A 24,374-nucleotide genomic window follows, 5' to 3' on the forward strand; every position below is an offset into this window, starting at 1 on the left:
CCCATGTCTGCCGAGACAGAGGCCCTGAACGACCAGATCAAGCAGTCGGTGGCACTGCTGAGGAGGCATCTTTGACTGGGATGTCGCAATCGACCGCCTTGCGGAGCTGAACAACCGGGCCGAAGACCCCGAGTTGTGGAATGATTCCGAAGCCGCCCAGAAGCTCATGCGCGAGCGCACGCTGCTGGCCAACCAGATCGAGGGCGTGCAGCGGCTTGAAGCCGATGTGAACGATACGATCGAACTGGTGGAACTGGCGGAAATGGAAGGCGATTCGGCTGTCGTGGCCGAAGCGCTGTCCAGCCTGCGCGCGCTTGCGGAAGAAGCCAAGCGGCGTGAGACCGAAAGCCTGCTTTCGGGTGAGGCGGACAGCAATGACTGCTACCTTGAAGTCAACGCCGGCGCGGGCGGGACGGAGGCGCAGGACTGGGCCGAAATGCTGTTGCGCATGTACACCCGCTGGGCCGAACAGCATGGTTACAAGGTGACCATGATGGAAAGTTCGGAAGGGGAGCAGGCCGGCATCAAGTCCGCCACCATCCAGGTCAGCGGCCCCAATGCCTATGGCTGGCTCAAGACCGAGGCGGGGGTGCATCGCCTTGTCCGGATCTCGCCATTTGATGCGGCGGCGCGGCGGCAGACATCGTTTGCATCCGTGTGGGTCTACCCGGTGGTCGATGATTCGATCGAGATCGAGATCAACGAAGCCGACCTGCGTGTGGATACGTTCCGTGCATCGGGCGCGGGCGGCCAGCACGTCAACAAGACGGAATCGGCCATCCGCATCACCCACATCCCCACCGGGATCGTGGTGGCATGCCAGACCGACCGGTCCCAGCACCGCAACCGCGCCACGGCCATGACCATGCTGAAGGCGCGCATGTACGAGCAGGAACTGCAGAAGCGCGAGGCCGCCGCCGCCCAGACCGAGGCGAACAAGACCGATATCGGCTGGGGACACCAGATCCGTTCCTACGTGCTGGCCCCGTACCAGCTGGTGAAGGACCTGCGTACCAACGTGGAAAAAACCAATCCGGACGCCATCCTGGATGGTGACATTGATGACTTCATGGCGGCCGCCCTTGCCGCCCGCGTGGGGGCGACCCGGTCGGAAGCCAGCGCGCAGGCGCAGTAACCGCGACAGTCCGCCCATCCGCGTACCCCACGGCTTCCGGTCGTGGGGTTTTTTCATGGCCGGGCGGGAACCATTGTTCCGCAACAGGAAATTTGTTCCGTACCTGTTGCATATCGTGCTTGACACATACGCCCCGACCACGCCCAATCAGGGTCTGGCAATTAATGGCGCGCAGCCCCGGTCCAAGGGCGCTGGCTGGTGGCGTCTGGACGGGAATGGCATGTGGTCTGACGAAGTCATGGGATTGGATTATGCGGCCAGGCAGCGACGGCGCACGCCGTACGTGCGCGTGGTGGGCGTGATCATTGCGGTCCATGTCGTTGTCCTGTCGATGCTGGCCTACGGGCTGCGGCCCAAGGCCAAGCCCATGTTTCCTGAACCCTATCGCCCCCTGCCACCGGTGACGCTGCGGATCATTCCCGAACCGATGCCGCCCGTCCCGCCCGCGCCGCCGCCCGTACGCCCGGTCATGGTCCAGCCGCTGGTTCCCGTCATTCCCGCCCCCGTAATCGGGCGTGACCGACGGGTCCACATGCCGGAAATTGTTCCGAAATCGATACAGGTGGATTGATTTTCATCTCCCGGACTGGTCAGATAACAGTCATGAAATGTGTTGCAGGCCAGACCCATGGCCCTTTCGTCAGAGGATTTCAGGTAAATGACCCGACAGCATCGTAATCAAGTCATCGCGGCCGCGCTGCTGACTGCATTGCCCGCCCTTGCCTACGCCACCCCCGCGGCGGCTGCCGATTCCAACCCGTATGGCCTGGGCGCGCTGTGGTCGAATGGTGACTTCATTGCGCGTACCGTGCTGATCATCATGGTCGTGATGTCTGTCGGGACATGGTACATCATGATCACCAAGTTCCTCGAGCAGGCGCGTATCCTGAAGGATGCCAAGGAAGTGAAGGCGAAATTCTGGCCTGCCCATGACATCAAGGAAGGTGCGGCGCTGCTCGATACCGCATCGCCCTTCCGCTACATCGCCGATACCGGCATCAAGGCCGCCGAACACCACGAAGGCACGATGCAGGAAACCATCGACCTGCATTCCTGGACCACCATGTCCATCCAGCGTTCGGTGGATTTCATCCAGAACCGCCTGCAGGGTGGCCTGGCCTTCCTTGGCACCGTGGGTTCGACCTCGCCGTTCGTGGGTCTGTTCGGCACGGTCTGGGGTATCTATCACGCGCTGACGGCCATCGGCATCGCGGGGCAGGCCTCGATCGACAAGGTTGCGGGGCCGGTTGGTGAATCGCTGATCATGACCGCCATCGGCCTGGGTACCGCCGTGCCTGCGGTGCTGGGCTACAACATGCTGGTCCGCCGCAACAAGGGCGCGCTGGATGAGGTGCGCAACTTCGCCGCCGACGTGCAGTCGATCCTGATGGGCGGCTATCGCCATGAAACGCACGACGCCGCTGAATAAGCCCGACACCCGCGCATGATCTGATTTCACGTCGTGACACGGCAGGCGCATATCATGCGGCCTGCCGTGTCGCCATCGGTCAGGGGCGGATTGAATGATGGGCCGCGCGGGTCCATCGTGATGCCCTGGCCGATCAATCGGGCCATGACCCGTTCATGGAAGGACATCCAGTTGAAAAACATCACATCCAAATCGCTGTTCCAGCTGCGCGGGCGCCTGCTGGCCGGGGTCATGATGGCGCTGCCGCTGGCGGGCGTGCTGCCCGTTCACGGTGCGTATGCGGCGGACCAGCTGGGGGAAAAGGTTGGCGCGGCGCTGCAGAAGGCGCAGACCGAACTGGCCGCCAAGAAATACCCGCAGGCCATGGCCGATGTTGACGCGGCGGATGCCGTGACCGGCAAGTCCGAGTACGAATCCTATACCATCGCGCAGATGCGTGCCGCCGTCGCCGCCCAGTCCGGCAATGTGCCCGCCGCGATTTCGGCCTATGACACGCTGATCGCATCACCGCGCACCCCGGCGGCGACCAGGGAACAGATGGCGCTGGCCGAAGGCAGCATGGCCTTCACCGCCAAGGATTACCCCACGGCGATCACGGTCACTGAAAAATACATCAAGGCGGGTGGCAAGAACCCGCAGATGCTGACGATCCTGATCCAGGCGTATTACCTGCAGCATGATTACGCCAACGCCGCGCGCGTGCAGCAGGCGCAGATTGACGCCACCATCAAGGCGGGTGGCAAGCCCACGGAAAACCAGCTTCAGCTTCTGGCCGCATGCCAGGCGCAGCTGAAGGACAATGCGGCGCTGACAAAAACTTATGTGCTGCTGGCCACCTATTATCCCAAGCCTGATTACTGGGCGCAGGTGGTGCATTCGGTCCTGAGCAACCCGAACATGGCCCCGGGGCTGCGTCTGGATATCGACCGCGTGCGTCTTGAATCCGGTCTGGTCAAGACCTCGGCCGAGTATATGGACATCACCGAGCTGGCCATGCAGGCGGGGCTGCCGCAGCTTGCGCTGGATATCATCAACCAGGGCTACAGCACCGGCGTGCTGGGCCATGACGCCAGTGCCCCGCGTGAGGAAAAGCTGAAGGCGCTGGTGACGCAGAGTGTTGCCGACCGCAAGGCCGGGCTGGACGCGGCGGCGGCACAGGCCACAACCGGCAACGCCATGCTGACGGCGGGCTACAACTACGTGCTGTTCGGTCAGGGCGACAAGGGCATTGCCCTGATGCAGCAGGGTATTGCCAAGGGACCGTCGGACGTGAACATCGCACGCCTGCACCTTGGCCTGGCGCAGGCCGCAGCGGGGCAGAAGGATGCCGCCATCGCCACCTTCAACAGCGTGGAAGGTACCAATGGCGCGCGTGATATTGCCCAGTTCTGGGTGCTGAAGCTGAATTCGGCTGCTGTCGCCGCGCACTGACCTTATCCATAGGTCAGGGTGTCATACGGGGTGCCGGATTCGTCTGGCGCCCCGTTTTCGTTTCGAAACCGGGCATGACTGACATTTTATGATATGAACGATGGTCTTATCCCGACCCGGTGCGTTGGATATGCTGGTGGCCGTCGCATGAATGGCATCATGACTGTCCCTGAATCGAAACATGGCCGAGAGAATGACACAGATACCTGCCACTGATGATCTGCCCGCCCGTATCCTCGTGGTGGAAGATGACCCTGGCATGCGCACCCTGATCGTCCGTGCCCTGCAGGGCGATGGTTATCGCGTGCGTGGCGTGCAGGACGGCCCTGAAATGTGGGACGCGCTGCGCGCGCAGGCGGCTGACCTGATCATTCTTGATGTCATGCTGCCGGGCAGCAGTGGCCTGGATCTGTGCCGTGGCCTGCGGGCGCAGCCCGACCCGGTGGCGCCGGGGGAGGCGCCATTGACGGAAGTGCCGGTCATCATCGTGTCCGCGCGTGGCGAGGAACTGGACCGCGTGCAGGGGCTGGAACTGGGGGCGGATGACTATGTGCCCAAGCCCTTTGGCCAGAAGGAACTGCTGGCCCGCGTGCGTGCGGTGCTGCGCCGTCGCGGGGGCGGGGTCACGACCCCCAGTGCGGGCCGCCAGCGCAAGGAAACCGTGCGTTTTGCCGGCTGGACGCTGGACCTGCGCCGCCGTGAACTGACGGACCCGGCTGGTGCCGCGGTCGAGATTTCGGGGGCGGAGCATGACCTGCTGACCAGCTTCCTTGACAATCCGCAGCGCGTCATTGGCCGTGACCGCCTGCTGGAACTGTCACGTACCCGGCTGGGGGATGTATCGGACCGGAGCGTGGACGTGCTGGTCAGCCGCCTGCGGCGCAAGCTGGGGCCGGATTCGGACGGGCTGATCCGCACCGTGCGGGGCATGGGCTATATCTTCACGTCGGAGGTGGAGCGGATCTGACGGCGCAAGAGGTGACCACGTCCCGATCCGCGCAGGCCACCCGGACGGTCCCGCCCGCGCCACGGCGGATCACGCTGTGGCCGCGTGGGCTGGTGGGGCGCGTCATGTTCGTGCTGCTGGCCGCGGTCGCGCTCGTCTTTGTCGGCAGTTCCGTTTTCTATGAGGCAGCCGAGACCTACACCATAGACGATGCCCAGCTGGAACAGGTGGGCGAACGGCTGGTGATCGATGCCCGTGTCCTGACCGCAACACCCACGTCGCAACGCATGGTGCTGGCGGCCATGCTGTCCACCAATGACCTGACGGTGGACTGGCGCACCCCCGCGCAGCAGGGGGTGATGAAGGTCGAACCCCCGTCGCTGCGCAAGCTGCATGACCGCATGGCCGGGCCACTGACGGCCTTGCAGGGGGACGCGCTGAACCTGTCGGGCACGATCGCGGCGACGGAGGACGTGCGCGGCACGCTGCGCCTGCCCGATGGCAGTTACATGGGCTTCCTTGCCCCCGCCATCCTGCAGCCCCACCATATGCGGCGGGGCATTGTCTCGGCGGCGATTCTGGCGGGGGCGGTGCTGCTGGCGGCAGGCATGCTGGTGCGCGCGCTGAGCATGCCGCTGCGGGCGCTGGCGGATGTGGCCGATACGGTCGGGTCCGGCCGGTGGGTGCCGCTGGAAAACAAGGGCCCGCGGGAGGTCCGCTACCTTGCCCGCGCCATCAATGACATGCAGGAGCGCATCAACCGCCTGATCGCCGACCGGACGGAGGCGCTGGCCGCCGTCTCCCACGACCTGCGCACGCCGTTGGCCCGCCTGCGGCTGCGGGCTGGTTTTCTGGATGATGCGAACGCGCAGAAGGAGATCGAGGCCGACGTTACGGAAATGGAGGCCATGATTGCCGGTGTGCTGGCCTATCTGTCGGGGGAAAAGGACCCCGAGCCCGCGCGGTCGGCCAATGTGGCCTCGATCCTTGCGACACGGGTTGATGATGACGCCGATCAGGGCCGCGACGTGACCTATGACGGGCCGGATCAGGCGCAGGCCGTGGTGCGCCCGCTGGCGCTCAAGCGCGTGCTGGGCAACCTGATCGACAATGCGGTGAATTACGGCGGCAATGCCCATGTCAGCCTGACGGCAGGGCCGGAGGTGCTGTGCATACGGGTGGAAGACAATGGTCCCGGCCTGCCGGAAGCCGAGATCGGGCGCGTGACGACACCCTTCTACCGGGTCGAGGGATCGCGTTCACGCAGCACGGGGGGGCTGGGGCTGGGGCTTGCGATCGTCAGCCGCGAGGTGGAGCGTGATGGCGGTCGTTTCCATCTGTATAACCGGGCCCATGGCGGCCTGTGCGCGGAAATTGTCCTGCCACGCAATGCTGTGATACGTCCGGCCGGTTAAAAGCGGATCTGGTTTCCCCGCGTGGGGTTGGATTTACACGCGGGTCGATCATATAACAGGACTTGGTAAGTACGTTTGCATGTCCCGCTTTCCCGTCATGTCTGGAAGACCGAGCAATGTTCATCGAAACAGAAGATACCCCAAATCCCGCAACGCTGAAGTTCCTGCCGGGGCGCGAGATCATGGCCAACGGGGCCACGGCTGACTTCATCAGTCCCGATTCCGTGGCCGGGCGTTCGCGCCTTGCGGAACTTCTGTTTGACCTGGACGGCGTGGCGCGCGTCTTTTTCGGCAATGACTTCGTAGCCGTGACCCGCAGCGACGCAATGCAGTGGGATGACCTGCGCCCGCAGGTGCTGTCCGTGCTGGCGGACTACCTGGCGACGGAACAGCCGGTGGTGGAAAGCGACGCGCAGGTGGTCGAGGACCTGATTGCGCCGGGGGATGAGGAAATCGTGCAGCAGATCAAGGAACTGCTGGACACCCGCGTGCGCCCCGCCGTTGCGGGCGATGGCGGGGACATTGTATTCCGGGGCTATCGTGACGGTGTGGTGCGGCTGACCATGCAGGGGGCCTGTTCGGGCTGCCCGTCGTCGCGCGCGACGCTCAAGCACGGGGTGGAGAACATGCTGCGCCATTATGTGCCGGAAGTGGTATCGGTAGAGCAGGTGGAGGCCTGATCGGCAGGCCTGCGGGTAGTCTGGGAATGTTTCATGGCGCTTGATGACGCTGGGCTTGATCTTCTGTTTCGTAACGCACGCACGCCGGTGGCGTGGAATGACCGGCCCGTGGGGCAGGAAACGCTGCGGCAGCTGTACGATCTGGTCCGCCTTGGCCCGACATCGGGTAACTGCTGTCCGGCGCGTTTCGTGTTCATTACCACCGAAAGCTGCCGTGAACGCCTGCGTCCCGCCCTTTCGGCAGGGAACGTGCAGCGCGTGATGACCGCCCCGGTCACCGTGATCGTGGCGCATGACCCGCTGTTCTTTGACCGGATGGATACGCTCAACCCCGCCCCGGACGTGCGGCAATGGTTCGCGGCCGATGTGGGACTGGCGGAGGAAACGGCCTTTCGCAATGGCACGTTGCAGGGCGCCTACCTGATCATGGCCGCCCGTGCGCTGGGGCTGTCGGTGCTGCCGCTGTCGGGGTTTGATGGCGCGATGGTGGAAGACTGCTTCCTGGCGCAGAAGGGCTGGCAGGCCAATTTCCTTGTCTGTCTGGGCTATACGGACGGGCCGCCGCCAAACGCCCGCGCGCCGCGCCCCGATTTTGATGATGCCTGCGTGATTGTATAGGTCATGCGGATTCTGGTGATGGACGGCAGCGCCACCGGCACGCAGGCGCGGGCCGTGATTGCCTGCCTTGCGTCGGGTGCTGACGGGGCATTGTCCGTTCTGGCGACCCGGACGGCCACGGGCCGGGGCGCTGCCGAACAGTTCCCCCTGCTGGCGACCGAACTTTTTGCGCAATGTGGCTGGACCCATGCCATGCCCGAACTGGTGGGTGTGGTCGTGGGGCCGGGTTCGTTTACGGGATTGCGGGCTTCGCTGGCGTTTGCCCACGGGCTTGCTGCGGGTAGTGGCTGTGCCGTAGTGGGCATGACGGGGGGCGAAGCCATGGCTGCTGCCCTGCGTGATGCGGCCCGGCCGCTGGCGGCGCGCCCGCTATGCTGCACCGTTGCGCGGCGGGGACGGGTATTTATCGAAACGCTGGCGGATGAGCAGGATGTGGGCAGCGAGTCCGCCCATATGCTGGATACGCTTGAACTGCCGCCCGGTCCCGTGTTGCTGGCTGGTAATGCGGCGGAAGAGGTGGCGCAGGCCATGCCAGGACGCGCAGACGTGCGGATATGCGCATTGACGCAGCCTGATCCCGTGGACATCGCCACGGTGGCCCTGTGCCGTTTCCGTGGCCACCTGCCGCCCCGTGCGGCCCAGCCACTCTATGTCGATGCGCCGGAGGCCAAGCTGCCTGCGGCCGGCCTGCGACCCGCCCCCATCGATACGCCATGACCCCGTCCCCCCGGCCTGCTGGTGCGCAGGCCACGTTGCTGGCCCATATCCATGCACGGGCGTTTCCCCCCACCCACAGGTGGGACGCGCAGGCCATGCAGGCCCTGCTGGACATGCCGGGTGTATGCGTTGTGATGGCGGCGGGGGACGCGCCCGGCTTCATCATGGCCCGCACCCTGTTTGACGAGGCCGAGATCCTGACCTTTGCCGTGGACCCGGCCTGGCAGCGGCGCGGGATCGGGCGTGACCTGCTGGCGCGCTGCACGCGGCAGGTGGGGGAAGCGGGCGCGCGGACCCTGTTTCTGGAAGTGGCCATGGATAACACCCCCGCCATGGGGTTGTACCGCGCGAATGGATTCGCGCAGGCGGGAATCCGTCGTCACTATTATCCCGACGGGATGGATGCCTGTGTCATGCGGCGGGCGATTTGAGCACGGTCAGCCGATGTGTCATGCCATCTGCTTCTGTCTGTATTTCTTCCACAACATGACCAAGTAGTTTCAGGCTGCGTGAAACGTTGTCCAGTGGTGTTGCGCCCCGCAGGCGAACAAGCAGTTTTTCCCCGGCAGGCAGTCTGTCAAGTGCCAACCGCGTGCGTACGAAAGTCATGGGGCATACTTCATGGGTGATATCTATTTCTGCCATACCAATATCAGACATATTACCATGAAACCTTTGTTGTTACCGGTTGCGATCCTTCGGGAATTATTTATATAGGATACATCATTATTCCAGAGTGACAGGATCAGATTAATGGCTGATGCAGCGGCAGAAGTTGAATTGCGGGAACTGGCTGCCGAAATCGTTTCGGCGTACGTATCCCGTAACGAGCTGGATGCGGACACCCTGCCCGATCTGATTCACCGGGTTTACGAAGCCGTGGCTTCGCTGGGACGCGCGGAACCCGTGCCGGAGAAGCCGGTGCCGGCCGTGCCCCTGAAGAAATCGGTTTTCCCCGATTATATCGTCTGTCTCGAGGACGGGAAGAAGCTCAAGATGCTCAAGCGTCATCTCAAGACCGCCTATAACATGACGCCCGATGAATACCGTGAACGCTGGGGCCTGCCCCATGACTACCCCATGGTGGCCCCCAATTATGCCAGCCATCGTTCGTCGCTTGCGCGCAAGATCGGGCTTGGCACCAAACGTGAGGACTGAACCACACATAGTGTGGTAGTGTGGACAGGTATCTGCATGATCGGCTACGCCCGTAAACATGGCACCAGACAGTAACGGACTACAGACCCGCATCGAACGTATGTGTACCGAACGCGGCCTGAAAATGACAGGCCAGCGGCGGGTGATCGCACGCGTCCTGTCTGAAGCCCACGACCACCCGGATGTGGAGGAACTGTACCGCCGCGCATCCCAGCTGGACGGGCGTATTTCGGTTGCCACGGTGTACCGCACCGTGCGCCTGCTGGAAGAAAACGGCATTCTGGAACGGCGGGATTTCGGCGGCGGTCGTGCCCGGTACGAAGCCACGGAAGAAGGCGACCATTACCACCTGATTGATGTGGAAAGTGGGCAGGTGGTGGAATTCACCCATGCCGACCACGCCGAACTGCTGCGCAGGATTACGGCTGAACTCGGGTTCGAACTGGTGTCACATCGGTTGGAACTGTTTGCACGCAGGTTGCCCGACGTGCCAGAAGAACAGACGGGCCAGATGGCGCAAACGCAGCAGAAAGGCAGGTCACGGCCTTGAGTATCGAGAAAACCATACAGTCCCTTTCTACCCTGGACCTTGAACGCAACGGTTTTCCTGAATTGCGTGGGGGCAACCTTGGTGTCCGGATCGCCACGACGGATGAAGAACGCGATGCGGCCCAGGCACTGCGTTACCGTGTGTTCTATGAGGAAATGGGGGCGATTCCCGATTCCCGTACCGCGCGCCTGAAGCGTGATGTGGACGAATTCGATGAATATGCCGATCACCTTCTGGTGATCGACCATGCCATTTCATCAGGCGCCAAGGGCGTGGTCGGCACCTATCGCCTGATGCAGGGGGACGCGGCCAGGCGGCTGGGCAAATTCTATACTTCCAGTGAATACGACATTTCTCCCCTGACCGAATTTCCCGGCCGGTTGCTGGAAGTGGGACGGTCATGCGTGGACCTGAACTATCGCGGGCGTGCGGCCATGCAGTTGCTGTGGCGTGGCATTGCCTCCTACATCTTCCTGCACCGTATTGATGTCCTGTTCGGTTGCGCCAGCCTGCCGGGCACCAATCCCGATGCGCTGTCGGATGAACTGACCTATCTGTACCACAACCATCTTGCCCCGCCCGCGCTGCGCGTGCGGGCCCTGTCCGAACGCCGGGTGGAAATGCTGCGCGCGGACCCGCAGGTCCTTGACCACCGGCGTTCGCTTGCGCGCCTGCCGCCGTTGATAAAGGGCTACCTGCGGCTGGGTGGGTATGTGGGTGATGGCGCCGTGATCGATGAACAGTTCAACACCACTGATGTCGCGGTACTGGTCAAGAGTGAACTACTGGCTGACAAGTATTACCGGCACTACGAACGTCGCCTGCGTGACGCGCTGGACTAGCCCCGCAGTCCCCGGGGGAGCGGATCGCGGCGCTCCATGATGTCCCTGTACAATCTGTATATGAAGCTGGCGCGCCTGCACGGGTGGCGGGCGGATCTGGCCATGCTGCTGGCGGGCGGGGTGTATGCCCTTGCGTTTCCACCGCTGCATGCCGTTGTGGTCCTGCCTGTCGCCTTCTGCCTGCTGGCGCTGGCGATTGATCATGCGGCCGGTTGGCGCGGGGCCGCGCGGCGTGGCTTCATGTTTGCGATGGGGCTTTATACCGTGGGCCTGTACTGGCTCATGTACGCCATCCTGTTGCGCGCGGATGATTTCTGGTGGCTGGTGCCGCTGGCGTCACCGGGCTGTGCGCTGATCCTTGCCCCGTTGAGTGCCCTGTCCGCCGGGCTGAGTCGACTGGTGCCGCGTGGTACCGGGCGGCTTATGGTCCTGTCCGCGCTGTGGACACTGACGGATATGGCGCGGGTGTACGTGTTCAGCGGCTTTCCATGGAATCCGCCGGGCAGCGTGTGGGAATTCCCCGGCCTTGCGGGGGATATCATGATCCAGCCCGCCGCATGGATCGGGGTGGATGGCCTGACGCTGCTGACCTGTATCGTGGCGCTGGCTCCGCTTTATGGCCGGATGGGCCGGTGGGCGTGCCTTGTGCTTATGGTGGCATGGGTCGGTTGTGGTGCGGTACGGTTCAGCAGCATACATGACACCTATCTCCATAATCCCGAAATCGTACTGGTGCAGGGCAACGTGCCGGAGACCGACAAGATCGCGGGTAATTCGGACGTGGCGATCTTTCGCCGTTATCTCGCCCTGACCCATCAGGGCGTGGCGCAGGGCCTGCGGCAGGCGGGCGCTACGCGGCCCGTTGTGTTCGCATGGCCGGAATCGGCTTTTCCGGGGCTGCTGCTGGAAGATGATATCGCGCGCCCCATGATCATGCGGGCCGGGCAGGGGGCGGCAGCGGGCATTATTGGCACCGTGCGCTGGCTGGAGGACGATCACCACTGGCGCAACAGCATGGTTGCCCTGATGCCGCCCGATGCGGCGGGCACCATGGTGTATGACAAGGCGCATCTGGTCCCCTTTGGAGAATACCAGCCTGCCTTCCTGCCCTTCCACGTCGTGCCGGGTGAGGGCATGACCCCCGGTCCCGGCGTGCGGACGTGGCACCTGCCCGGAATTGCCCCTGTTGGACCACTGATCTGTTATGAGGTGATTTTTTCAGGACAGGTTGCTGATCCCCACGACCGGCCTGACTGGCTTATGAACAGTACCAATGATGCCTGGTACGGTAACAGCGCAGGCCCCCGGCAGCATCTTGCCGCCGTGCGTCTGCGCGCGGTGGAAGAAGGGCTGCCTGTTGCCCGTGCCGCCAATACCGGTATTTCAGCCGTGTTCGATGGACGGGGCCATGAACTGGCCCGGCTGGGTTGGGACAGGCAGGGCGTGCTGGTCCATGCGGTTCCCGATGCCCTGCCCTGTACGTTCTTTGGTCGTTATGGGCGCCTGGTGCCATTGCTGCTGGCAGGCGTGATGGGACTGTGCGGTCTGTGGCGCGGTATTGTGCGGGACAGGACGATCTGGAAAAAGCGCGCCTGTCCATCTGGTGGCAGCGTGTAAATTTCAGGGAAGGTTTTGGGGAAGCTTTTCCAGAACGCTTCGGAAAACGCCAACTTTTTGAAAAAAGGCAGTGCCTGAAAAATTTTACCTTCTTATTTATCAATGGGTTATTTTTAAAAAAATCTCTTAATTAATGCATTTAATATGCATGAATATTTTCCTAAATCCCTGCCAGACAGGTAGCGCAGGGCATTTTATGTAATGCTTGGGCATCATCCTCTGGAAATTCATATAAATAACGGATTTATTGTAGCCATTCTTGATTTAAAAATTCTTAACGTCCACATGTGGACGGTTGAGATATCTTAATTTCCAGTCGGTCTGGGAATATCAGGCAGGGGAGGCAAGACCATTATTGTGACGGGGAAAATGTCCGCTACGTCCAATCCTGTAGATGTGCATGTCGGCAACCGTATCCGGCTGCGTCGTACATTGCTTGGTATGTCCCAGGAACGATTGGGTAATGCCCTGGGCCTGACTTTCCAGCAGGTGCAGAAATACGAACGTGGGCGCAACCGCGTGGGGGCGTCGCGCCTGTATGATCTGGCATGCGTGCTGGACGTTCCGGTAGGATTTTTTTTCGCGGACCTGCCCGCGCAGGCCGGTAATGCCGATCTGCCCGATACAGGGAATGCACAGGGCATGGCCGAACCCGCCCCCAGCCTGCTGTCACCCGTGTTGCCTGCGATGGCGCAGGATGACCTGACCCTGCTTTCCCGTCGCGAGACCATTGAACTGGTGCGGGCCTATTACGGGATCGAGGATAGCGGCACCCGCCGTCGTGTCCTTGACCTTGTCCGTTCCATGAGCGCGTCCTGAACGTTATTCCCGCCTGAGCACCTGGTCGGTCATGAAGGACGCGATTTTCCCGGCACGGAAATCCGCGCGTAGCCGATCTTCATCATATTCCGTGCGGACCCAGTCCATGAAGGGCAGGCGTCCTTCCGCTTCCGCTGCGTAACGCAGGAAAAAGGCGTCCAGCACGCCCGTGCGTGAACTGTTGAAATGACCGTTCTTCCATGAAAGCTGGCGCAGCGCCTGTTGCGCCGTTCCCCCTTCAAACAGGATGACAAGGCCCGCCGCCAGTCCCGTGCGGTCGGCGCCCGACTTGCAGTGCATGAGCATGGGAAAACGGATGTCGCGGTAAAGGTGTTCAAACCGCTCTATGCGGTCACGGTGGGGGGCATTGCGGCTTTCAAATGCCATGTCGATATGGGTCAGCCCGATATTGTGGGCCGCTTCGCGCGACAGGGCGTCCGACCCGCATTTGCGGTGCCCGCGCAGGTTGACCAGCGTTTTCAGTCCGTAGCGGCGGGTGGCCAGCCGCAGCCGCCATGGCGTGGGATGGTTGCAGCGATAGACGCGGCCGGGAATGACCACACGGAAATTGGTCCATGTCTGCCGCAGGATTGCATGGTCAACAAACAGGCTGTCGATCCATGCACGGCTTCGGCCGGCGGGGGTGGACAGGTTTCCCTCAAACACCAGCCTTGTCCTTTCAAACGGGTGGAGACGAAAAAGGCGCTGGATTTTTCACATCCAGCGCCTTCTGCGTCAATCACGAATGAAGTGACCGGCTGTTACGCCTTGCGTTCCAGTTGCAGTTCCTTGATCCGGCCAATCGCCTTGGCGGGGTTCAGGCCCTTGGGGCAGGTCTGGGTGCAGTTCATGATCGTGCGGCAGGCATACAGCTTGAGCGGATCTTCCAGTGCATCCAGACGGTCGCCCGCATGTTCGTCACGGCTGTCGGCAATCCAGCGATAGGCCGCCAGCAGCGTTGCCGGGCCAAGGTAGCGGTCGCCATTCCACCAGTAGGACGGGCACGAGGTGGAGCAGCAGAAACACAGGATGCATTCCCACATGCCATCCAGTTCGGCACGTTCCTCGATGCTCTGGCGGCGTTCGGAATCCGGCGGCGGCAGCGTGTCGGATTTCAGCCACGGATCAATCGAGCGCAGCTGGGCGTACGCACCGTCCAGGTCGGGCACCAGATCCTTGATGACCGGCATGTGCGGCAGCGGGTAGATCGCGATATCGCCCTCGATGTCCCGGATGGGCTTGAGGCACGCCAGCGTGTTTTCGCCAGCGATGTTCATCGCGCATGACCCGCAGATCCCTTCACGGCATGAACGCCGGAAGGTCAGTGTGGAGTCGACATCGTTCTTGATGTGGATAAGCGCGTCGAGCACCATCGGCCCGATCTTGTCCAGATCAATTTCATAGGTATCGACCACGGGGTTCTTGTCGTCGTCCGGGCTCCAGCGATAGATCCGGAAGTTCTTGACATTGGTGGCGCCGGGGGCGGCCGTGAAAATGCGGCCCTTGCCCACCGTGCTGTTCTTTGGCAGCCTGAATTCGACCATCGTCTCGTTCCTTTTCCGCCGTTACGTCAGTAGACGCGCTTCTTGGGGGGGAAGACCTGCACATCGTTGGTCAGCGTTTTCATGTGCACGGGGCGGTAGCTTAGCGTGACATCGCCCGTATCGGTCATGTGGGCGACGGTGTGCTTCATCCAGTTCTTGTCATCACGGTCGGGATAGTCGTCATGTGCCTGCGCACCCCGGCTTTCGTGACGGGCGTCGGCACCGGCCATGGTGACGGTGGCGTTGGCCAGCAGGTTCTCGAACTCCAGCGCTTCCATAAGGTCGCTGTTCCAGATCAGCGAACGGTCGTTGATCGAGATGTCGGGAATTTCCGACCAGATTTCCTTGATCTTCTCCACACCCTGCGCAAGGCTTTCGGTGTTGCGGAACACGGCGGCGTGCTTCTGCATGGTGCGCTGCAGCTTGCTGCGCATGTCGGCCACGTGGGTCTTGCCCTTGGCGTAACGCAGGCGGTCGAAGCGCGCGATCGCGGCATCGCCGGCCCCTGCGGGCAGCGGCGGGATCACTTCCTCGCTCTTGGTGGTGGCGGCGGCGCGCTGGGCGGCGGCACGGCCAAACACAACAAGGTCAAGCAGCGAGTTGGTGCCAAGGCGGTTCGCGCCATGCACGGACACGCAGGCCGCTTCACCAACCGCCATCAGGCCGGGCACCACCGCATCGACATCATCAGCCGTGGGGCGGATGACCTCGCCATGGTAGTTGGTGGGAATGCCGCCCATGTTGTAATGCACCGTCGGCAGGACCGGCACCGGTTCCTTGGTCACGTCGATACCGGCGAAGATGCGCGCCGTTTCCGAAATGCCGGGCAGGCGTTCATGCAGGATCTCGGGGCCAAGATGCTCGAGGTGCAGCATGATGTAGTTCTTTTCCGGACCACAGCCGCGACCTTCGTTGATCTCGATGGTCATGGCGCGCGAGACCACGTCGCGCGACGCCAGGTCCTTGGCGGTGGGCGCGTAGCGTTCCATGAAGCGCTCGCCTTCGGAATTGGTCAGGTAGCCACCTTCACCACGACAGCCTTCCGTCAGCAGGCAGCCTGCGGGGAAGATGCCGGTGGGGTGGAACTGCACGAATTCCATGTCCTGCATCGGAATGCCGGCACGGATCGCCATGCCGCCACCATCACCCGTGCAGGTATGCGCGGAGGTGCACGAGTGGTAGGCACGGCCATAACCGCCGGTCGCCAGCACCACTTTCTGCGCACGGAAACGGTGCAGCGTGCCGTCTTCCAAGCACCATGCCATGACGCCACGGCATGCGCCGTCGTCATCCATGATCAGGTCGATGGCGAAGTATTCGACAAAGAATTCGACGTTATGCTTCAGGCACTGCTGGTACAGCGTGTGCAGGATGGCATGGCCCGTGCGGTCGGCGGCGGCGCAGGCGCGGGGCACCGGGGCCTCGCCATAGTTGCGCATGTGGCCACCGAAGGGGCGCTGGTAGATCTTGCCATCTTCCGTGCGGGAGAACGGCACACCCATGTGCTCGAGTTCCTGCACGGCGGGCACGGCTTCGCGGCACATGTATTCGATGGCGTCCTGATCGCCCAGCCAGTCCGATCCCTTGACGGTATCGTACATGTGCCAGCGCCAGTTATCCTCGGCCATGTTGCCAAGTGATGCGCCAATGCCGCCCTGTGCTGCGACGGTATGGCTGCGTGTGGGGAAAACCTTGGTCACGCAGGCGGTCTTGAGGCCAGCAGCCCCCATGCCCAGCGTGGCCCGGAGGCCGGAGCCACCAGCGCCTACGACAACCACGTCATATGCGTGGTCAACGATCCTGTAGGAGCCGGTGAGTGGTGAAGTGGTCGCGTTCATTTCTTGGACGTGTCCCGATGCTCGTTCGGACGGCCGGCCAGTATTGCGGCCCGCCGGTCCGCGAATGTCATGTTCTGCTCAGGCGACTGCGTGGGCCTCAGCCCGCGGCAATCTTGCCCCGGCTGCTGCCGGCCAGTGCCAGCTTCAGTACGGAAACCGTGCCGAACAGACCCAGAAGGAAGACGATCCCCTTCATCAGCAGGCCCGCAGGCAGGTGCGCCTTGCCATGCACATAGTCATCAATGATGACCTGCAGCCCAAGCTGGGTGTGATAGAAGGTCAGGATCACCAGCGACAGCATCATGGTGGTGTTCAGCGGGCGTGCGCCCCACTTCGCCACTTCCGGCTGCGATGCGCCGGCCAGCCGGAACACCTGGATCACGAACCAGCCCGACAGCGGCACAAGCGCCACCGCCGATGCGCGTTCGGCCCACCAGTGGCCAACACCGGCCTGTCCTGAACCCAGGCCGCGCGCGCGCGACAGCTGGGAGCGCATGACCGTGATATGCGGCTTCTTTGGATTGCTCATGGTCAGGACGCCTTCTTGCGGGAACGACAGATCGCGACACCAAGGATACCGGCCACCAGCGCCAGCGTGGTTCCCACCGTCACGCCCACGGCCACGGGGCCATCCTCGTTGATTTCCTTCTTGGAAAAGCGATAGCCGCTATCCCACACCAGGTGGCGTATCCCCGCCACGAAGTGATAGACCAGCGCCAGCGCCCACCCCGCGAGCAGCATCTGCCCCAGCGGGTTGCCGGTCACCTTCTGGGCCTTGCTGAAAGATTTGGGTCCCTTTGCCGCCGCGCTGATCCAGCACAGGCCAAGTGCCGAACCGCCTGCGGCGGCGACACCGGCGGCGCGGTTCGCGATTGAAAGGAACATGGAAAGACGGAAGCGGTAGACCTGGAGGTGTGGGGACATAGGCCGCCTGGTCAGAGTTCCGTCGCTTCGCTGCCCTACATAGAGCGCATCACGGACATCCTGCATGGTCGTCTCGTCAATTTCCCTGTTATGGCTTCGGTTTGTTCCGTCGCCTTGTCTGAATTCGGTCCTACGCCGCACGGAAGGCGGGGTCAACGCACGCCCGGAACACGAGGTTGAGAGACCTCACCCCCGCCGCATGGCGGTACAGCCCCGCTGCACCGCCATCCATGCCTGCCCCGGGGCCTGCCGGTCAGTGCCCGAGCAGGTCGAGTGCGACCATGGTTTCCGCGATCTGGACCGCGTTCAGCGCAGCCCCCTTGCGCAGGTTGTCGGCAACACACCAGAAGCCGAGTCCATTGGGCACGGTCGGGTCGATGCGCAGGCGCGAGACATAGGTCGCGTCCTCGCCCACAACTTCCAGCGGGGTGGCGTAGCCGCCGTCCTCGCGCTTGTCATGCAGCACCACGCCCGGCGCTTCGCGCAGGGCCTCACGGGCGCGTTTGATATCAACGGGTTCCTCGAATTCGACGCTGATGGCCTCGGCATGGCCAATGAACACGGGAACACGCACGCAGGTGGCGAAGACCGCGATGTCGGGGTCGAGGATCTTGCGGGTCTCGACCGTCATCTTCCACTCCTCCTTGGTCGCGCCGTCATCCATGAAACGGTCGATGTGGGGAATGCAGTTGAATGCGATCTGCTTGGTGAACTGCTCGGCCTTCAGCGGATCGCCCACCAGGCTGCCGCGCGACTGGTTGAACAGTTCGTCCATGCCGCTCTTGCCGGCGCCGGCAACGGCCTGGTAGGTGGCGACCACAACGCGCTTGATTGTGAACAGGTCATGCAGCGGCTTGAGTGCAACCACCATTTGGATGGTCGAACAGTTGGGGTTGGCGATGATGCCGCGCTTCGCCTTCTTCACATCGTTGGGATTGACCTCGGGCACCACCAGCGGCACGTCCGGCTCCATGCGGAAGTGGGAGGTGTTGTCGATCACGATGCAGCCCGCTTTCGCAGCCCGCGGCGCATGCACGGCCGAAACCGCCCCACCGGGGGAGAAAAGGGCGACATCCCAGCCGGTAAAGTCGAAGGTTTCAAGGTTCTGGACCTTCAGTACCTTCTTGTCGCCAAAGGAGACTTCCTTGCCCGCCGAACGGGCGGACGCAAGGGCCACGATCTCATCCACAGGGAACTGGCGCTCGGCCAGAGTCTTGAGGATCTCGCGCCCCACAGCGCCGGTGGCGCCCACCACCGCAACGCGGTAACCCATAATCTTCTTTCCTGTCCTGTCATGCCGGTCCATCCGGGCGGACGGGCCGTTAGCCGTAACTGTGTCGACACGTAGAGCCTGTATGCCAAAGGCGCAAGCAGCACGGACCACGCCGGACCGGGAATCGAATCGGGGGTAAGGTCAAGGTGGCATGTCCCATGCGGTGATAGGCCTTGTCCGTTTCCGCGTGCCGGGTGCACGCTTGGTCCATCGCGCCATATCGGACAGGCTGGCCGCCACCATCCGTTCCGGTACAGGGCGCAGGCAAGAACGGTTAGAGAGATCATGGCCTTATCATCTGACACTTCCAAAACCATGCCCCCCGGCGCGCGCAGGGCGCCGGCATGCACGCTGGTCATTTTCGGGGCGCACGGGGACCTGACCAAGCGGCTGCTCATGCCCGCGCTTTACAATCTGGTGGGCAACGGGCTGCTTGATGATGGCTTCCGCATCATCGGCGTGGACCGCGTGGCCAGTTCCACCGCGCAGTGGCGCGACGGGCTGGCTGAAATGATGCAGTCCTTCACCCATGACCCGAACGCCGAATTCCATCCCGCCAGCATCAACGCGGGGCAATGGGACTGGCTGGCGCAGCGCCTGGAATACGTGCAGGCCGATTTCAGTGACGCGGACGCCCTGCGCCAGCTGGGCACAAAGCTGCCGGGGAACGCCATTTTCTACCTTGCCATCCCCTCGCGGTTTTTCGCCACGGTGGTCGAAACGCTGGGCAAGGCCGGCGTGGTGACGCAGAAGGACGGCGCCTTCCGCCGCGTGGTGATTGAAAAGCCCTTTGGCTCCGACCTGGCTTCGGCGCAGGCGCTCAACCGCCGGGTGCTGTCGGTGCTGGAGGAGTCGCAGGTCTTCCGCATCGACCACTTCCTGGGCAAGGAAACGGTGCAGAACATCCTCGCCATGCGATTCGGCAACCTGATATTCGAACCGCTGTGGCGCAACGAATATGTCGATCATGTCGAGATCACCGCCGCCGAAACCATTGGCGTGGAACAGCGCGGCGCGTTTTACGAACCCACAGGCGCGTTGCGCGACATGGTGCCCAACCACCTGTTCCAGCTGTTTGCCATGGTGGCGATGGAACCGCCCAACACCTTCGATGCCGAAAGCGTACGCAACGCCAAGGAACAGCTGTTCGAGGCCGTAACCCCCATCAACCCGGCCGACGCCGTGCGCGGGCAGTACGCGGCGGGCACGGTGGAGGGCAAGCCCATGGTCGGTTACCGCGAAAGCCCCGGCGTTTCCCCGCACAGCAACACCGAAACCTATGTGGCGCTGAAGCTGCATGTGGATAACTGGCGCTGGGCCGGGGTGCCGTTCTACCTGCGCACCGGCAAGGCGCTGGGAGGACGGCGGACCGAGATCGTGGTGCAGTTCCGCAAACCGCCGATGCTCATGTTCCGTGAAACCGAAACGGAGGAGCTGCCCCCCAACCGCATCATCCTCAACATCCAGCCAGCCCAGGGGCTGACGGTGGAACTGGGGGCGAAAAAGCCCGGGCCGGAAATGGACCTGACCGATGTGCAGGCCCGCTTCCGTTATGAGGACGTGTTCGCCAGGTCCCCCAATGTCGGGTACGAAACCCTGCTGTATGACTGCCTGATGGGGGATGAGACCCTGTTCCAGCGCGCCGATAATATCGAGGCGGCATGGAAGGCCGTTGACCCCGTGCTGCAGGCATGGGCGAAGGATACGGCAGGGCCGGAAATATACAAAGCGGGCACGACAGGCCCCGGCGGGGCGGATGAACTGCTGCGTCGTGACGGGCGGGCGTGGTACCCGCTCGATCGCGCCTGAATGGTTCAGGCTGGCTGGACCCGCCCACGACCCTGTCGTGATGCGGTATCCAGCCCCCGCCCGCAACCGCGGGCGGGATGGGGACGGGAAACCTGTCCCGTAAGGTAATACGCGTTACTGCGCGGGGGTAGCGGCCGGTGCCGTGCTGCCCTGTGCTTCAGCGGCCCTGGCCTGCTGTGCGGCGGCGTGTTCGCTGTCGCCTTCACGGAACAGGGTGTCGGCATGCTTGCGCTGCTTCTTGGAGAAGCTGTCATACAGCGATGCGAACGCGGTGTTCAGCGTCTGCATGTCATGCGCGCGTTCGATCACCAGTTCGGCATAGGACTGCATGTTTTCGACGGCGTTCAGGGTCGCCAGCTTGCTGCGGCGGTCCTCGATCGCATCATGCAGGCGCTGTCCGTTGTCGCGCATGTCCTGCGCGAAGGGGGCCCACAGGGCTTCCTGTTTCTTGGTGATGCCCAGTTCGTCATGCAGCGCCTTGATATGCGCTTCCACCTGTTCCGGCGCGGGATCGCGCGGGGTGTGGGCCAGCGGCGCGGTGGGGTTGGGCTTGCCTGCCTCTGTCTGGGGGGCGGCCACGGGCTGCTGGTCGGCAGCCATGGCCATGGCTGGCAGCATCAGGAGGGCAGCGGCGGGTAGGAACCGACGGAACATCATGTTGGGTATTTTCCTTCGCAGTGTGTGTCAGTGTGCGTGGGATGTATCAGGGCTGTGGTTATCAGTAACCGCCACCATACGGGTAATAGGCCGGCGGCGGCGGGGCTGGCGCGGGCGTGGGGTAATAGGCTGGCGGCGGGGCGGCGGCGCCACGTTCGGCCAGCGTGCTTCCCAGCATGGCGCCAACCGCAAGCCCGGCGAGACCGCTGCCGACCGCCAGGCCCGCGCCACCGCCACCACGGTGGCCGCCATAGCCGCCGCGTGGCGGCGGAGGCGGCGGCCCGCCACGTCCGCCACGGGGGCCGCCATGCCATGGCTGGGCCTGCGCGGCGGGTACGGCTGTCGCCAGTATGCCCAGCGCAAGGCTGGCTGACAGGAGGGAAGCGGTAAGTTTGCGCAGATGCATGGACTTTGAGTACCTCGACATGTCGTGAAGGCGGATAACGGGACAAACATGACCGCTGTCCGTGACGAAACGATGGCCGTACATGGTTTCAGGCAACCCATGGCAGACGTTTTGTCAGGGCAGAGAACCGATGACGGCGCAGTTCGTTGCGTGCGCGGGCATCATTGGTCATGTAATTCAGCTGGATGGTGTGGCGTGGGCCGACATACTGCCGGTGCCCGTGCCATGTATCCGGCCCGTTGGGAAAGATCAGCAGCGTGCCGTTGACGGGCGGGATTTCGGCGGCGAAATCCTCGATGTCATGCGCATTGCGCAACAGCCGCAGGCAGCCTTCGTGGCGTGACCACGCCGCGTCATCGGCAGCGTTCAGGTACAGCAGGACGGTCACGCGCTTGCTGTCGGAATCACGGTGGATGCGCCCGTCCTTCGCCCGCGTGCGCCCGCGCAGCGTCAGCATGGTCGGCGCGGTGTCCAGATCCAGTGCGAACTTGCGTGCGATCAGACCCCGCAGGCGTGGTCCCTCCAGTTCCCGCACCAGCTGCGCCATGAGCGGCGACAGTGTCAGGGCTCCCGGCGGGAAGGACCCGCCGGAGCGGATATCGGGCAGGCTGGCCGCCAGCGCATGCAGGTCATCCGGCCCGATGAAATGCGGCACCACCACATGGGGGAATGGGGCGGTGGAGACCGCGGCCGCTTCCAGCGTCGCATAGTCGGGGGTGACGGGTCGGATCATGCCATCTCTGCAAGCAGGTTCGGTGAATTACCCGCAGATTAGGCCCGGACACGTCCCCCCGCAAGACATGCGTGCGGGTGTCAGCCGGCGACCGTGTCCACCGCATCCAGCACCCGGCTGGAATAGACCGTCGCGGCCCCCGCGTTCAGGGCCACGGCAACGCCCAGCGCCTCGGCAATTTCCGCTTTCGTCGCCCCCGCCTTCACCGCGGCGGTGGAATGGACGGATATGCAGCCGTCGCACCGCGTGGTCACGGCCACCGCCAGCGCGATCAGTTCGCGCGTCTTGGCATCCAGATGGCCAGTGCGCGCGGCGGCGCCATCCAGCGTCTGGAGTCCCTTGATCGTGTCGGGGGACAGCGCGGCAAAAGCCTTGATAGAGTCGCCCAGATGGGCGCGGTAGGCGTTCCAGTCAGTCATCACAAACTCTCCATTTTGGATGGTTTCAGTTCACCAGATGGAGAGAACCCCTGTCATGACACAGTTTGGCGAGTTTGCGGCCTTGATGGGGGATTTGTTACGGACTATCGCCGAAATATCATGGATACAGATATCGCCCCCGCCCGCCCGTCCGCTGCGGCGCTGCCCGCAGGTACTGGCCCCCTCGCCGCCTATGAGGCCCGTGTGGCCTCCGGCCGTCTTGATCGTGACCCGGAACAGGAGAAAGCCGCCCGCAGGCTCGACCGCCTGTGGCGGGAACTGCGTGACTACCACCCGGTGGTCCAGCACGATACGCCACAGGCCTCGGGCTGGCTGGGCGGGCTGAAGGCCCGGTTGGGCCTGTCGGGGCATGCCCCCGCTGAAACCCCGCGTCCGCGCGGCGTCTACATGGTGGGGCAGGTGGGGCGTGGCAAGACCATGCTCATGGACCTGTTCTTCAGCCTGGCCCCGGTGGAACACAAGCGCCGGGTCCATTTCCACCGCTTCATGCAGGACGTGCACCAGCGCCTGCATGACATGAAGGCGGCCGATCCCGGCCTGACCGATCCCATCCCGCCACTGGCGCGCCAGATCGCGCAGGAGGCGTGGCTGCTGTGCTTTGACGAATTCCAGGTCAACGACATTGCCGACGCCATGATCCTTGGCCGCCTGTTCGACTACCTGTTCGCCGATGGCGTGGTGGTGGTGGCCACATCCAACACGAAGCCCGAGGACCTGTTCCAGGACCGTCCGGGCGCTGATGCCTTCAAGCCGTTCATTGCCGCCATCCTGAAGGAAGTGGATACCGTCATCCTCGATTCCCCGCGTGATTACCGCCGGGGCAACGCGCGTGGCATGCAGACATGGATCATTCCCGTCGATGACGCGGCGCGGCGCGAACTCGACTCGATCTTCATCCGGCTGGCCGATGGCGCGCCGGTCGTGCCGGTCACGCTGGACATCATGGGTCGCAGCCTGAAGGTGGAACGGGCGGCCGGTCCGGTCGCACGCTTCAGCTTTGCCGATCTGTGCGGCAGGCCGCTTGGCGCGGGCGACTATCTGGCGCTGGCCACGCGGTTTCCCAACCTTGTCCTTGATGGCGTCCCCCGCATGGGGCCGGACAATTTTGACGAGGCACGGCGCTTCATCGTCCTGATCGACACGCTGTACGAACAGAACGTCAAGCTGTTCGCCTCCGCCGAGGACAGGCCCGACGCCATCTATGCAAAAGGGCAGGGCGCGACCGCGTTCGAACGGACGGCATCCCGTCTGGAGGAAATGCAGAGTGCGGCCTACATGCAGCTGCCACACCTGAACGCGTAGGATGGTCGGGGGATGAAAGGGTCACGCCATCGTGACGGTTATGGCGGTGGTGTGACTGGTCAGGCGGTAGGCAAGCCGGACTGTCTTTGCT

28 protein-coding genes are annotated in these 24,374 nt (G+C 63.2%); 17 read left to right on the forward strand and 11 right to left on the reverse strand.

Going from position 1 to position 24,374, the window contains the following annotated elements; all coding sequences use genetic code 11:
- Window positions 1–3: 3 nt before the first annotated feature.
- The 10 genes from prfB to rimI all read left to right on the forward strand — a co-directional run bounded on the left by prfB (window position 4) and on the right by rimI (window position 8,802).
- Window positions 4–1,135 (forward strand): peptide chain release factor 2 gene (gene prfB, locus S101446_RS12080; RefSeq protein ID WP_148425093.1). Its coding sequence is split into 2 segments (ribosomal slippage): window positions 4–72 and window positions 74–1,135, totalling 1,131 coding nucleotides; the frame shifts between segments, so codons are not numbered across the junction.
- A gap of 115 nt (window positions 1,136–1,250) precedes the next feature.
- Window positions 1,251–1,706, forward strand: a complete 456-nt coding sequence (locus S101446_RS12085) for a hypothetical protein (protein WP_231289918.1) — start codon at window positions 1,251–1,253, stop codon at window positions 1,704–1,706.
- An 87-nt stretch (window positions 1,707–1,793) separates the two neighbouring features.
- Window positions 1,794–2,564: a MotA/TolQ/ExbB proton channel family protein gene (locus S101446_RS12090; RefSeq protein ID WP_010509183.1), complete on the forward strand. Its 771-nt coding sequence runs from the start codon at window positions 1,794–1,796 to the stop codon at window positions 2,562–2,564.
- A gap of 33 nt (window positions 2,565–2,597) precedes the next feature.
- On the forward strand, window positions 2,598–3,995 hold the full coding sequence (locus S101446_RS12095) for a tetratricopeptide repeat protein (protein WP_010509184.1): 1,398 nt from the start codon (window positions 2,598–2,600) through the stop codon (window positions 3,993–3,995).
- Window positions 3,996–4,188: 193 nt separating this feature from the next.
- Window positions 4,189–4,962: a response regulator transcription factor gene (locus tag S101446_RS12100; protein WP_010509185.1), complete on the forward strand. Its 774-nt coding sequence runs from the start codon at window positions 4,189–4,191 to the stop codon at window positions 4,960–4,962.
- Between the two features lie 11 nt (window positions 4,963–4,973).
- Window positions 4,974–6,356, forward strand: coding sequence for an ATP-binding protein (locus S101446_RS12105; protein WP_010509186.1), 1,383 nt, complete (start codon window positions 4,974–4,976; stop codon window positions 6,354–6,356).
- A 116-nt stretch (window positions 6,357–6,472) separates the two neighbouring features.
- Window positions 6,473–7,036: a NifU family protein gene (locus S101446_RS12110; RefSeq protein ID WP_010509187.1), complete on the forward strand. Its 564-nt coding sequence runs from the start codon at window positions 6,473–6,475 to the stop codon at window positions 7,034–7,036.
- 33 nt (window positions 7,037–7,069) lie between these two features.
- Window positions 7,070–7,654 (forward strand): malonic semialdehyde reductase, encoded by a 585-nt coding sequence (locus tag S101446_RS12115; RefSeq protein WP_019085213.1) that lies wholly within the window; start codon window positions 7,070–7,072, stop codon window positions 7,652–7,654.
- A 3-nt stretch (window positions 7,655–7,657) separates the two neighbouring features.
- Window positions 7,658–8,371, forward strand: coding sequence for a tRNA (adenosine(37)-N6)-threonylcarbamoyltransferase complex dimerization subunit type 1 TsaB (gene tsaB / locus S101446_RS12120; RefSeq protein ID WP_087608449.1), 714 nt, complete (start codon window positions 7,658–7,660; stop codon window positions 8,369–8,371).
- Window positions 8,368–8,802 (forward strand): ribosomal protein S18-alanine N-acetyltransferase, encoded by a 435-nt coding sequence (gene rimI, locus S101446_RS12125; RefSeq protein WP_087608450.1) that lies wholly within the window; start codon window positions 8,368–8,370, stop codon window positions 8,800–8,802. Before tsaB ends, rimI begins: the two co-directional genes overlap by 4 nt.
- Here the strand turns inward: rimI and S101446_RS12130 are convergent.
- A complete protein-coding gene (locus S101446_RS12130; RefSeq protein ID WP_019085216.1) occupies window positions 8,783–9,031 on the reverse strand; it encodes a sulfurtransferase TusA family protein in 249 nt (82 codons plus the stop codon). The two genes, rimI and S101446_RS12130, sit on opposite strands and share 20 nt — an antisense overlap.
- A gap of 93 nt (window positions 9,032–9,124) precedes the next feature.
- Here S101446_RS12130 and S101446_RS12135 point away from each other — a divergent pair, with 93 nt between their 5' ends.
- From S101446_RS12135 to S101446_RS12155, 5 genes are all read left to right on the forward strand, one after another.
- Window positions 9,125–9,529: a MucR family transcriptional regulator gene (locus S101446_RS12135; protein WP_019085217.1), complete on the forward strand. Its 405-nt coding sequence runs from the start codon at window positions 9,125–9,127 to the stop codon at window positions 9,527–9,529.
- Between the two features lie 58 nt (window positions 9,530–9,587).
- Window positions 9,588–10,079 carry a Fur family transcriptional regulator gene (locus tag S101446_RS12140; RefSeq protein ID WP_019090652.1) on the forward strand — a complete coding sequence of 164 codons (492 nt, stop codon included), beginning with the start codon at window positions 9,588–9,590 and terminating at the stop codon, window positions 10,077–10,079.
- Window positions 10,076–10,921, forward strand: a complete 846-nt coding sequence (locus S101446_RS12145; RefSeq protein ID WP_010509194.1) for a GNAT family N-acetyltransferase — start codon at window positions 10,076–10,078, stop codon at window positions 10,919–10,921. The genes S101446_RS12140 and S101446_RS12145 overlap by 4 nt, the downstream gene beginning before the upstream one ends.
- A 36-nt stretch (window positions 10,922–10,957) precedes the next feature.
- Window positions 10,958–12,538, forward strand: a complete 1,581-nt coding sequence (gene lnt / locus S101446_RS12150) for an apolipoprotein N-acyltransferase (protein WP_010509195.1) — start codon at window positions 10,958–10,960, stop codon at window positions 12,536–12,538.
- Between the two features lie 369 nt (window positions 12,539–12,907).
- Window positions 12,908–13,357 (forward strand): helix-turn-helix domain-containing protein, encoded by a 450-nt coding sequence (locus tag S101446_RS12155; protein WP_019085221.1) that lies wholly within the window; start codon window positions 12,908–12,910, stop codon window positions 13,355–13,357.
- 3 nt (window positions 13,358–13,360) lie between these two features.
- Here the strand turns inward: S101446_RS12155 and S101446_RS12160 are convergent, their stop codons facing one another.
- The 6 genes from S101446_RS12160 to S101446_RS12185 all read right to left on the reverse strand — a co-directional run bounded on the left by S101446_RS12160 (window position 13,361) and on the right by S101446_RS12185 (window position 18,936).
- On the reverse strand, window positions 13,361–14,023 hold the full coding sequence (locus S101446_RS12160; protein ID WP_087608451.1) for a tyrosine-protein phosphatase: 663 nt from the start codon (window positions 14,021–14,023) through the stop codon (window positions 13,361–13,363).
- 95 nt (window positions 14,024–14,118) lie between these two features.
- Window positions 14,119–14,901, reverse strand: coding sequence for a succinate dehydrogenase iron-sulfur subunit (locus S101446_RS12165; RefSeq protein ID WP_010509197.1), 783 nt, complete (start codon window positions 14,899–14,901; stop codon window positions 14,119–14,121).
- 26 nt (window positions 14,902–14,927) lie between these two features.
- A complete protein-coding gene (sdhA, locus tag S101446_RS12170; RefSeq protein WP_026018522.1) occupies window positions 14,928–16,739 on the reverse strand; it encodes a succinate dehydrogenase flavoprotein subunit in 1,812 nt (603 codons plus the stop codon).
- Window positions 16,740–16,836: 97 nt separating this feature from the next.
- Window positions 16,837–17,268, reverse strand: coding sequence for a succinate dehydrogenase, hydrophobic membrane anchor protein (gene sdhD, locus S101446_RS12175; protein WP_019085222.1), 432 nt, complete (start codon window positions 17,266–17,268; stop codon window positions 16,837–16,839).
- 2 nt (window positions 17,269–17,270) lie between these two features.
- Window positions 17,271–17,663: a succinate dehydrogenase, cytochrome b556 subunit gene (gene sdhC / locus S101446_RS12180; RefSeq protein ID WP_010509200.1), complete on the reverse strand. Its 393-nt coding sequence runs from the start codon at window positions 17,661–17,663 to the stop codon at window positions 17,271–17,273.
- A gap of 253 nt (window positions 17,664–17,916) precedes the next feature.
- Window positions 17,917–18,936 carry an aspartate-semialdehyde dehydrogenase gene (locus S101446_RS12185; RefSeq protein ID WP_010509201.1) on the reverse strand — a complete coding sequence of 340 codons (1,020 nt, stop codon included), beginning with the start codon at window positions 18,934–18,936 and terminating at the stop codon, window positions 17,917–17,919.
- A gap of 285 nt (window positions 18,937–19,221) precedes the next feature.
- Here S101446_RS12185 and zwf point away from each other — a divergent pair, with 285 nt between their 5' ends.
- Window positions 19,222–20,745: a glucose-6-phosphate dehydrogenase gene (gene zwf / locus S101446_RS12190; protein ID WP_208620520.1), complete on the forward strand. Its 1,524-nt coding sequence runs from the start codon at window positions 19,222–19,224 to the stop codon at window positions 20,743–20,745.
- A gap of 114 nt (window positions 20,746–20,859) precedes the next feature.
- Here the strand turns inward: zwf and S101446_RS12195 are convergent, their stop codons facing one another.
- The 4 genes from S101446_RS12195 to S101446_RS12210 all read right to left on the reverse strand — a co-directional run bounded on the left by S101446_RS12195 (window position 20,860) and on the right by S101446_RS12210 (window position 22,960).
- The gene (locus S101446_RS12195; RefSeq protein ID WP_010509203.1) at window positions 20,860–21,402 is read right to left on the reverse strand and encodes a Spy/CpxP family protein refolding chaperone; all 543 of its coding nucleotides are present in this window, start codon (window positions 21,400–21,402) and stop codon (window positions 20,860–20,862) included.
- A 61-nt stretch (window positions 21,403–21,463) separates the two neighbouring features.
- Entirely contained in the window at window positions 21,464–21,808 is a 345-nt protein-coding gene (locus S101446_RS12200) for a hypothetical protein (protein ID WP_087608453.1), read from the reverse strand.
- 88 nt (window positions 21,809–21,896) lie between these two features.
- Window positions 21,897–22,541 (reverse strand): 2OG-Fe(II) oxygenase, encoded by a 645-nt coding sequence (locus S101446_RS12205; protein WP_048852000.1) that lies wholly within the window; start codon window positions 22,539–22,541, stop codon window positions 21,897–21,899.
- Window positions 22,542–22,621: 80 nt separating this feature from the next.
- Window positions 22,622–22,960: a carboxymuconolactone decarboxylase family protein gene (locus S101446_RS12210; protein WP_019085226.1), complete on the reverse strand. Its 339-nt coding sequence runs from the start codon at window positions 22,958–22,960 to the stop codon at window positions 22,622–22,624.
- A 120-nt stretch (window positions 22,961–23,080) separates the two neighbouring features.
- Between S101446_RS12210 and zapE the strand changes: the two genes are divergently transcribed.
- Window positions 23,081–24,283 carry a cell division protein ZapE gene (gene zapE / locus S101446_RS12215; RefSeq protein WP_087608454.1) on the forward strand — a complete coding sequence of 401 codons (1,203 nt, stop codon included), beginning with the start codon at window positions 23,081–23,083 and terminating at the stop codon, window positions 24,281–24,283.
- The last annotated feature ends 91 nt before the right edge of the window (window positions 24,284–24,374 follow it).

Origin of the sequence: Komagataeibacter europaeus, from assembly GCF_002173515.1 — a bacterium.
GTDB lineage: Bacteria > Pseudomonadota > Alphaproteobacteria > Acetobacterales > Acetobacteraceae > Komagataeibacter > Komagataeibacter europaeus.

Excerpts from the sequence above, each read along its gene's own strand:
- S101446_RS12110 (WP_010509187.1), top strand. The coding sequence starts at position 6,473 with ATGTTCATCGAAACAGAAGATACCCCAAATCCCGCAACGCTGAAGTTC.
- sdhA (WP_026018522.1), bottom strand. The coding sequence starts at position 16,739 with ATGAACGCGACCACTTCACCACTCACCGGCTCCTACAGGATCGTTGAC.
- S101446_RS12135 (WP_019085217.1), top strand. The coding sequence starts at position 9,125 with ATGGCTGATGCAGCGGCAGAAGTTGAATTGCGGGAACTGGCTGCCGAA.
- zwf (WP_208620520.1), top strand. The coding sequence starts at position 19,222 with ATGGCCTTATCATCTGACACTTCCAAAACCATGCCCCCCGGCGCGCGC.
- S101446_RS12185 (WP_010509201.1), bottom strand. The coding sequence starts at position 18,936 with ATGGGTTACCGCGTTGCGGTGGTGGGCGCCACCGGCGCTGTGGGGCGC.
- S101446_RS12195 (WP_010509203.1), bottom strand. The coding sequence starts at position 21,402 with ATGATGTTCCGTCGGTTCCTACCCGCCGCTGCCCTCCTGATGCTGCCA.
- S101446_RS12165 (WP_010509197.1), bottom strand. The coding sequence starts at position 14,901 with ATGGTCGAATTCAGGCTGCCAAAGAACAGCACGGTGGGCAAGGGCCGC.
- S101446_RS12140 (WP_019090652.1), top strand. The coding sequence starts at position 9,588 with ATGGCACCAGACAGTAACGGACTACAGACCCGCATCGAACGTATGTGT.
- sdhD (WP_019085222.1), bottom strand. The coding sequence starts at position 17,268 with ATGAGCAATCCAAAGAAGCCGCATATCACGGTCATGCGCTCCCAGCTG.
- S101446_RS12200 (WP_087608453.1), bottom strand. The coding sequence starts at position 21,808 with ATGCATCTGCGCAAACTTACCGCTTCCCTCCTGTCAGCCAGCCTTGCG.
- rimI (WP_087608450.1), top strand. The coding sequence starts at position 8,368 with ATGACCCCGTCCCCCCGGCCTGCTGGTGCGCAGGCCACGTTGCTGGCC.
- S101446_RS12130 (WP_019085216.1), bottom strand. The coding sequence starts at position 9,031 with ATGTCTGATATTGGTATGGCAGAAATAGATATCACCCATGAAGTATGC.
- S101446_RS12155 (WP_019085221.1), top strand. The coding sequence starts at position 12,908 with ATGTCCGCTACGTCCAATCCTGTAGATGTGCATGTCGGCAACCGTATC.
- S101446_RS12210 (WP_019085226.1), bottom strand. The coding sequence starts at position 22,960 with ATGACTGACTGGAACGCCTACCGCGCCCATCTGGGCGACTCTATCAAG.
- tsaB (WP_087608449.1), top strand. The coding sequence starts at position 7,658 with ATGCGGATTCTGGTGATGGACGGCAGCGCCACCGGCACGCAGGCGCGG.
- S101446_RS12090 (WP_010509183.1), top strand. The coding sequence starts at position 1,794 with ATGACCCGACAGCATCGTAATCAAGTCATCGCGGCCGCGCTGCTGACT.
- S101446_RS12115 (WP_019085213.1), top strand. The coding sequence starts at position 7,070 with ATGGCGCTTGATGACGCTGGGCTTGATCTTCTGTTTCGTAACGCACGC.
- S101446_RS12100 (WP_010509185.1), top strand. The coding sequence starts at position 4,189 with ATGACACAGATACCTGCCACTGATGATCTGCCCGCCCGTATCCTCGTG.
- S101446_RS12205 (WP_048852000.1), bottom strand. The coding sequence starts at position 22,541 with ATGATCCGACCCGTCACCCCCGACTATGCGACGCTGGAAGCGGCCGCG.
- sdhC (WP_010509200.1), bottom strand. The coding sequence starts at position 17,663 with ATGTCCCCACACCTCCAGGTCTACCGCTTCCGTCTTTCCATGTTCCTT.
- zapE (WP_087608454.1), top strand. The coding sequence starts at position 23,081 with ATGGATACAGATATCGCCCCCGCCCGCCCGTCCGCTGCGGCGCTGCCC.
- lnt (WP_010509195.1), top strand. The coding sequence starts at position 10,958 with ATGATGTCCCTGTACAATCTGTATATGAAGCTGGCGCGCCTGCACGGG.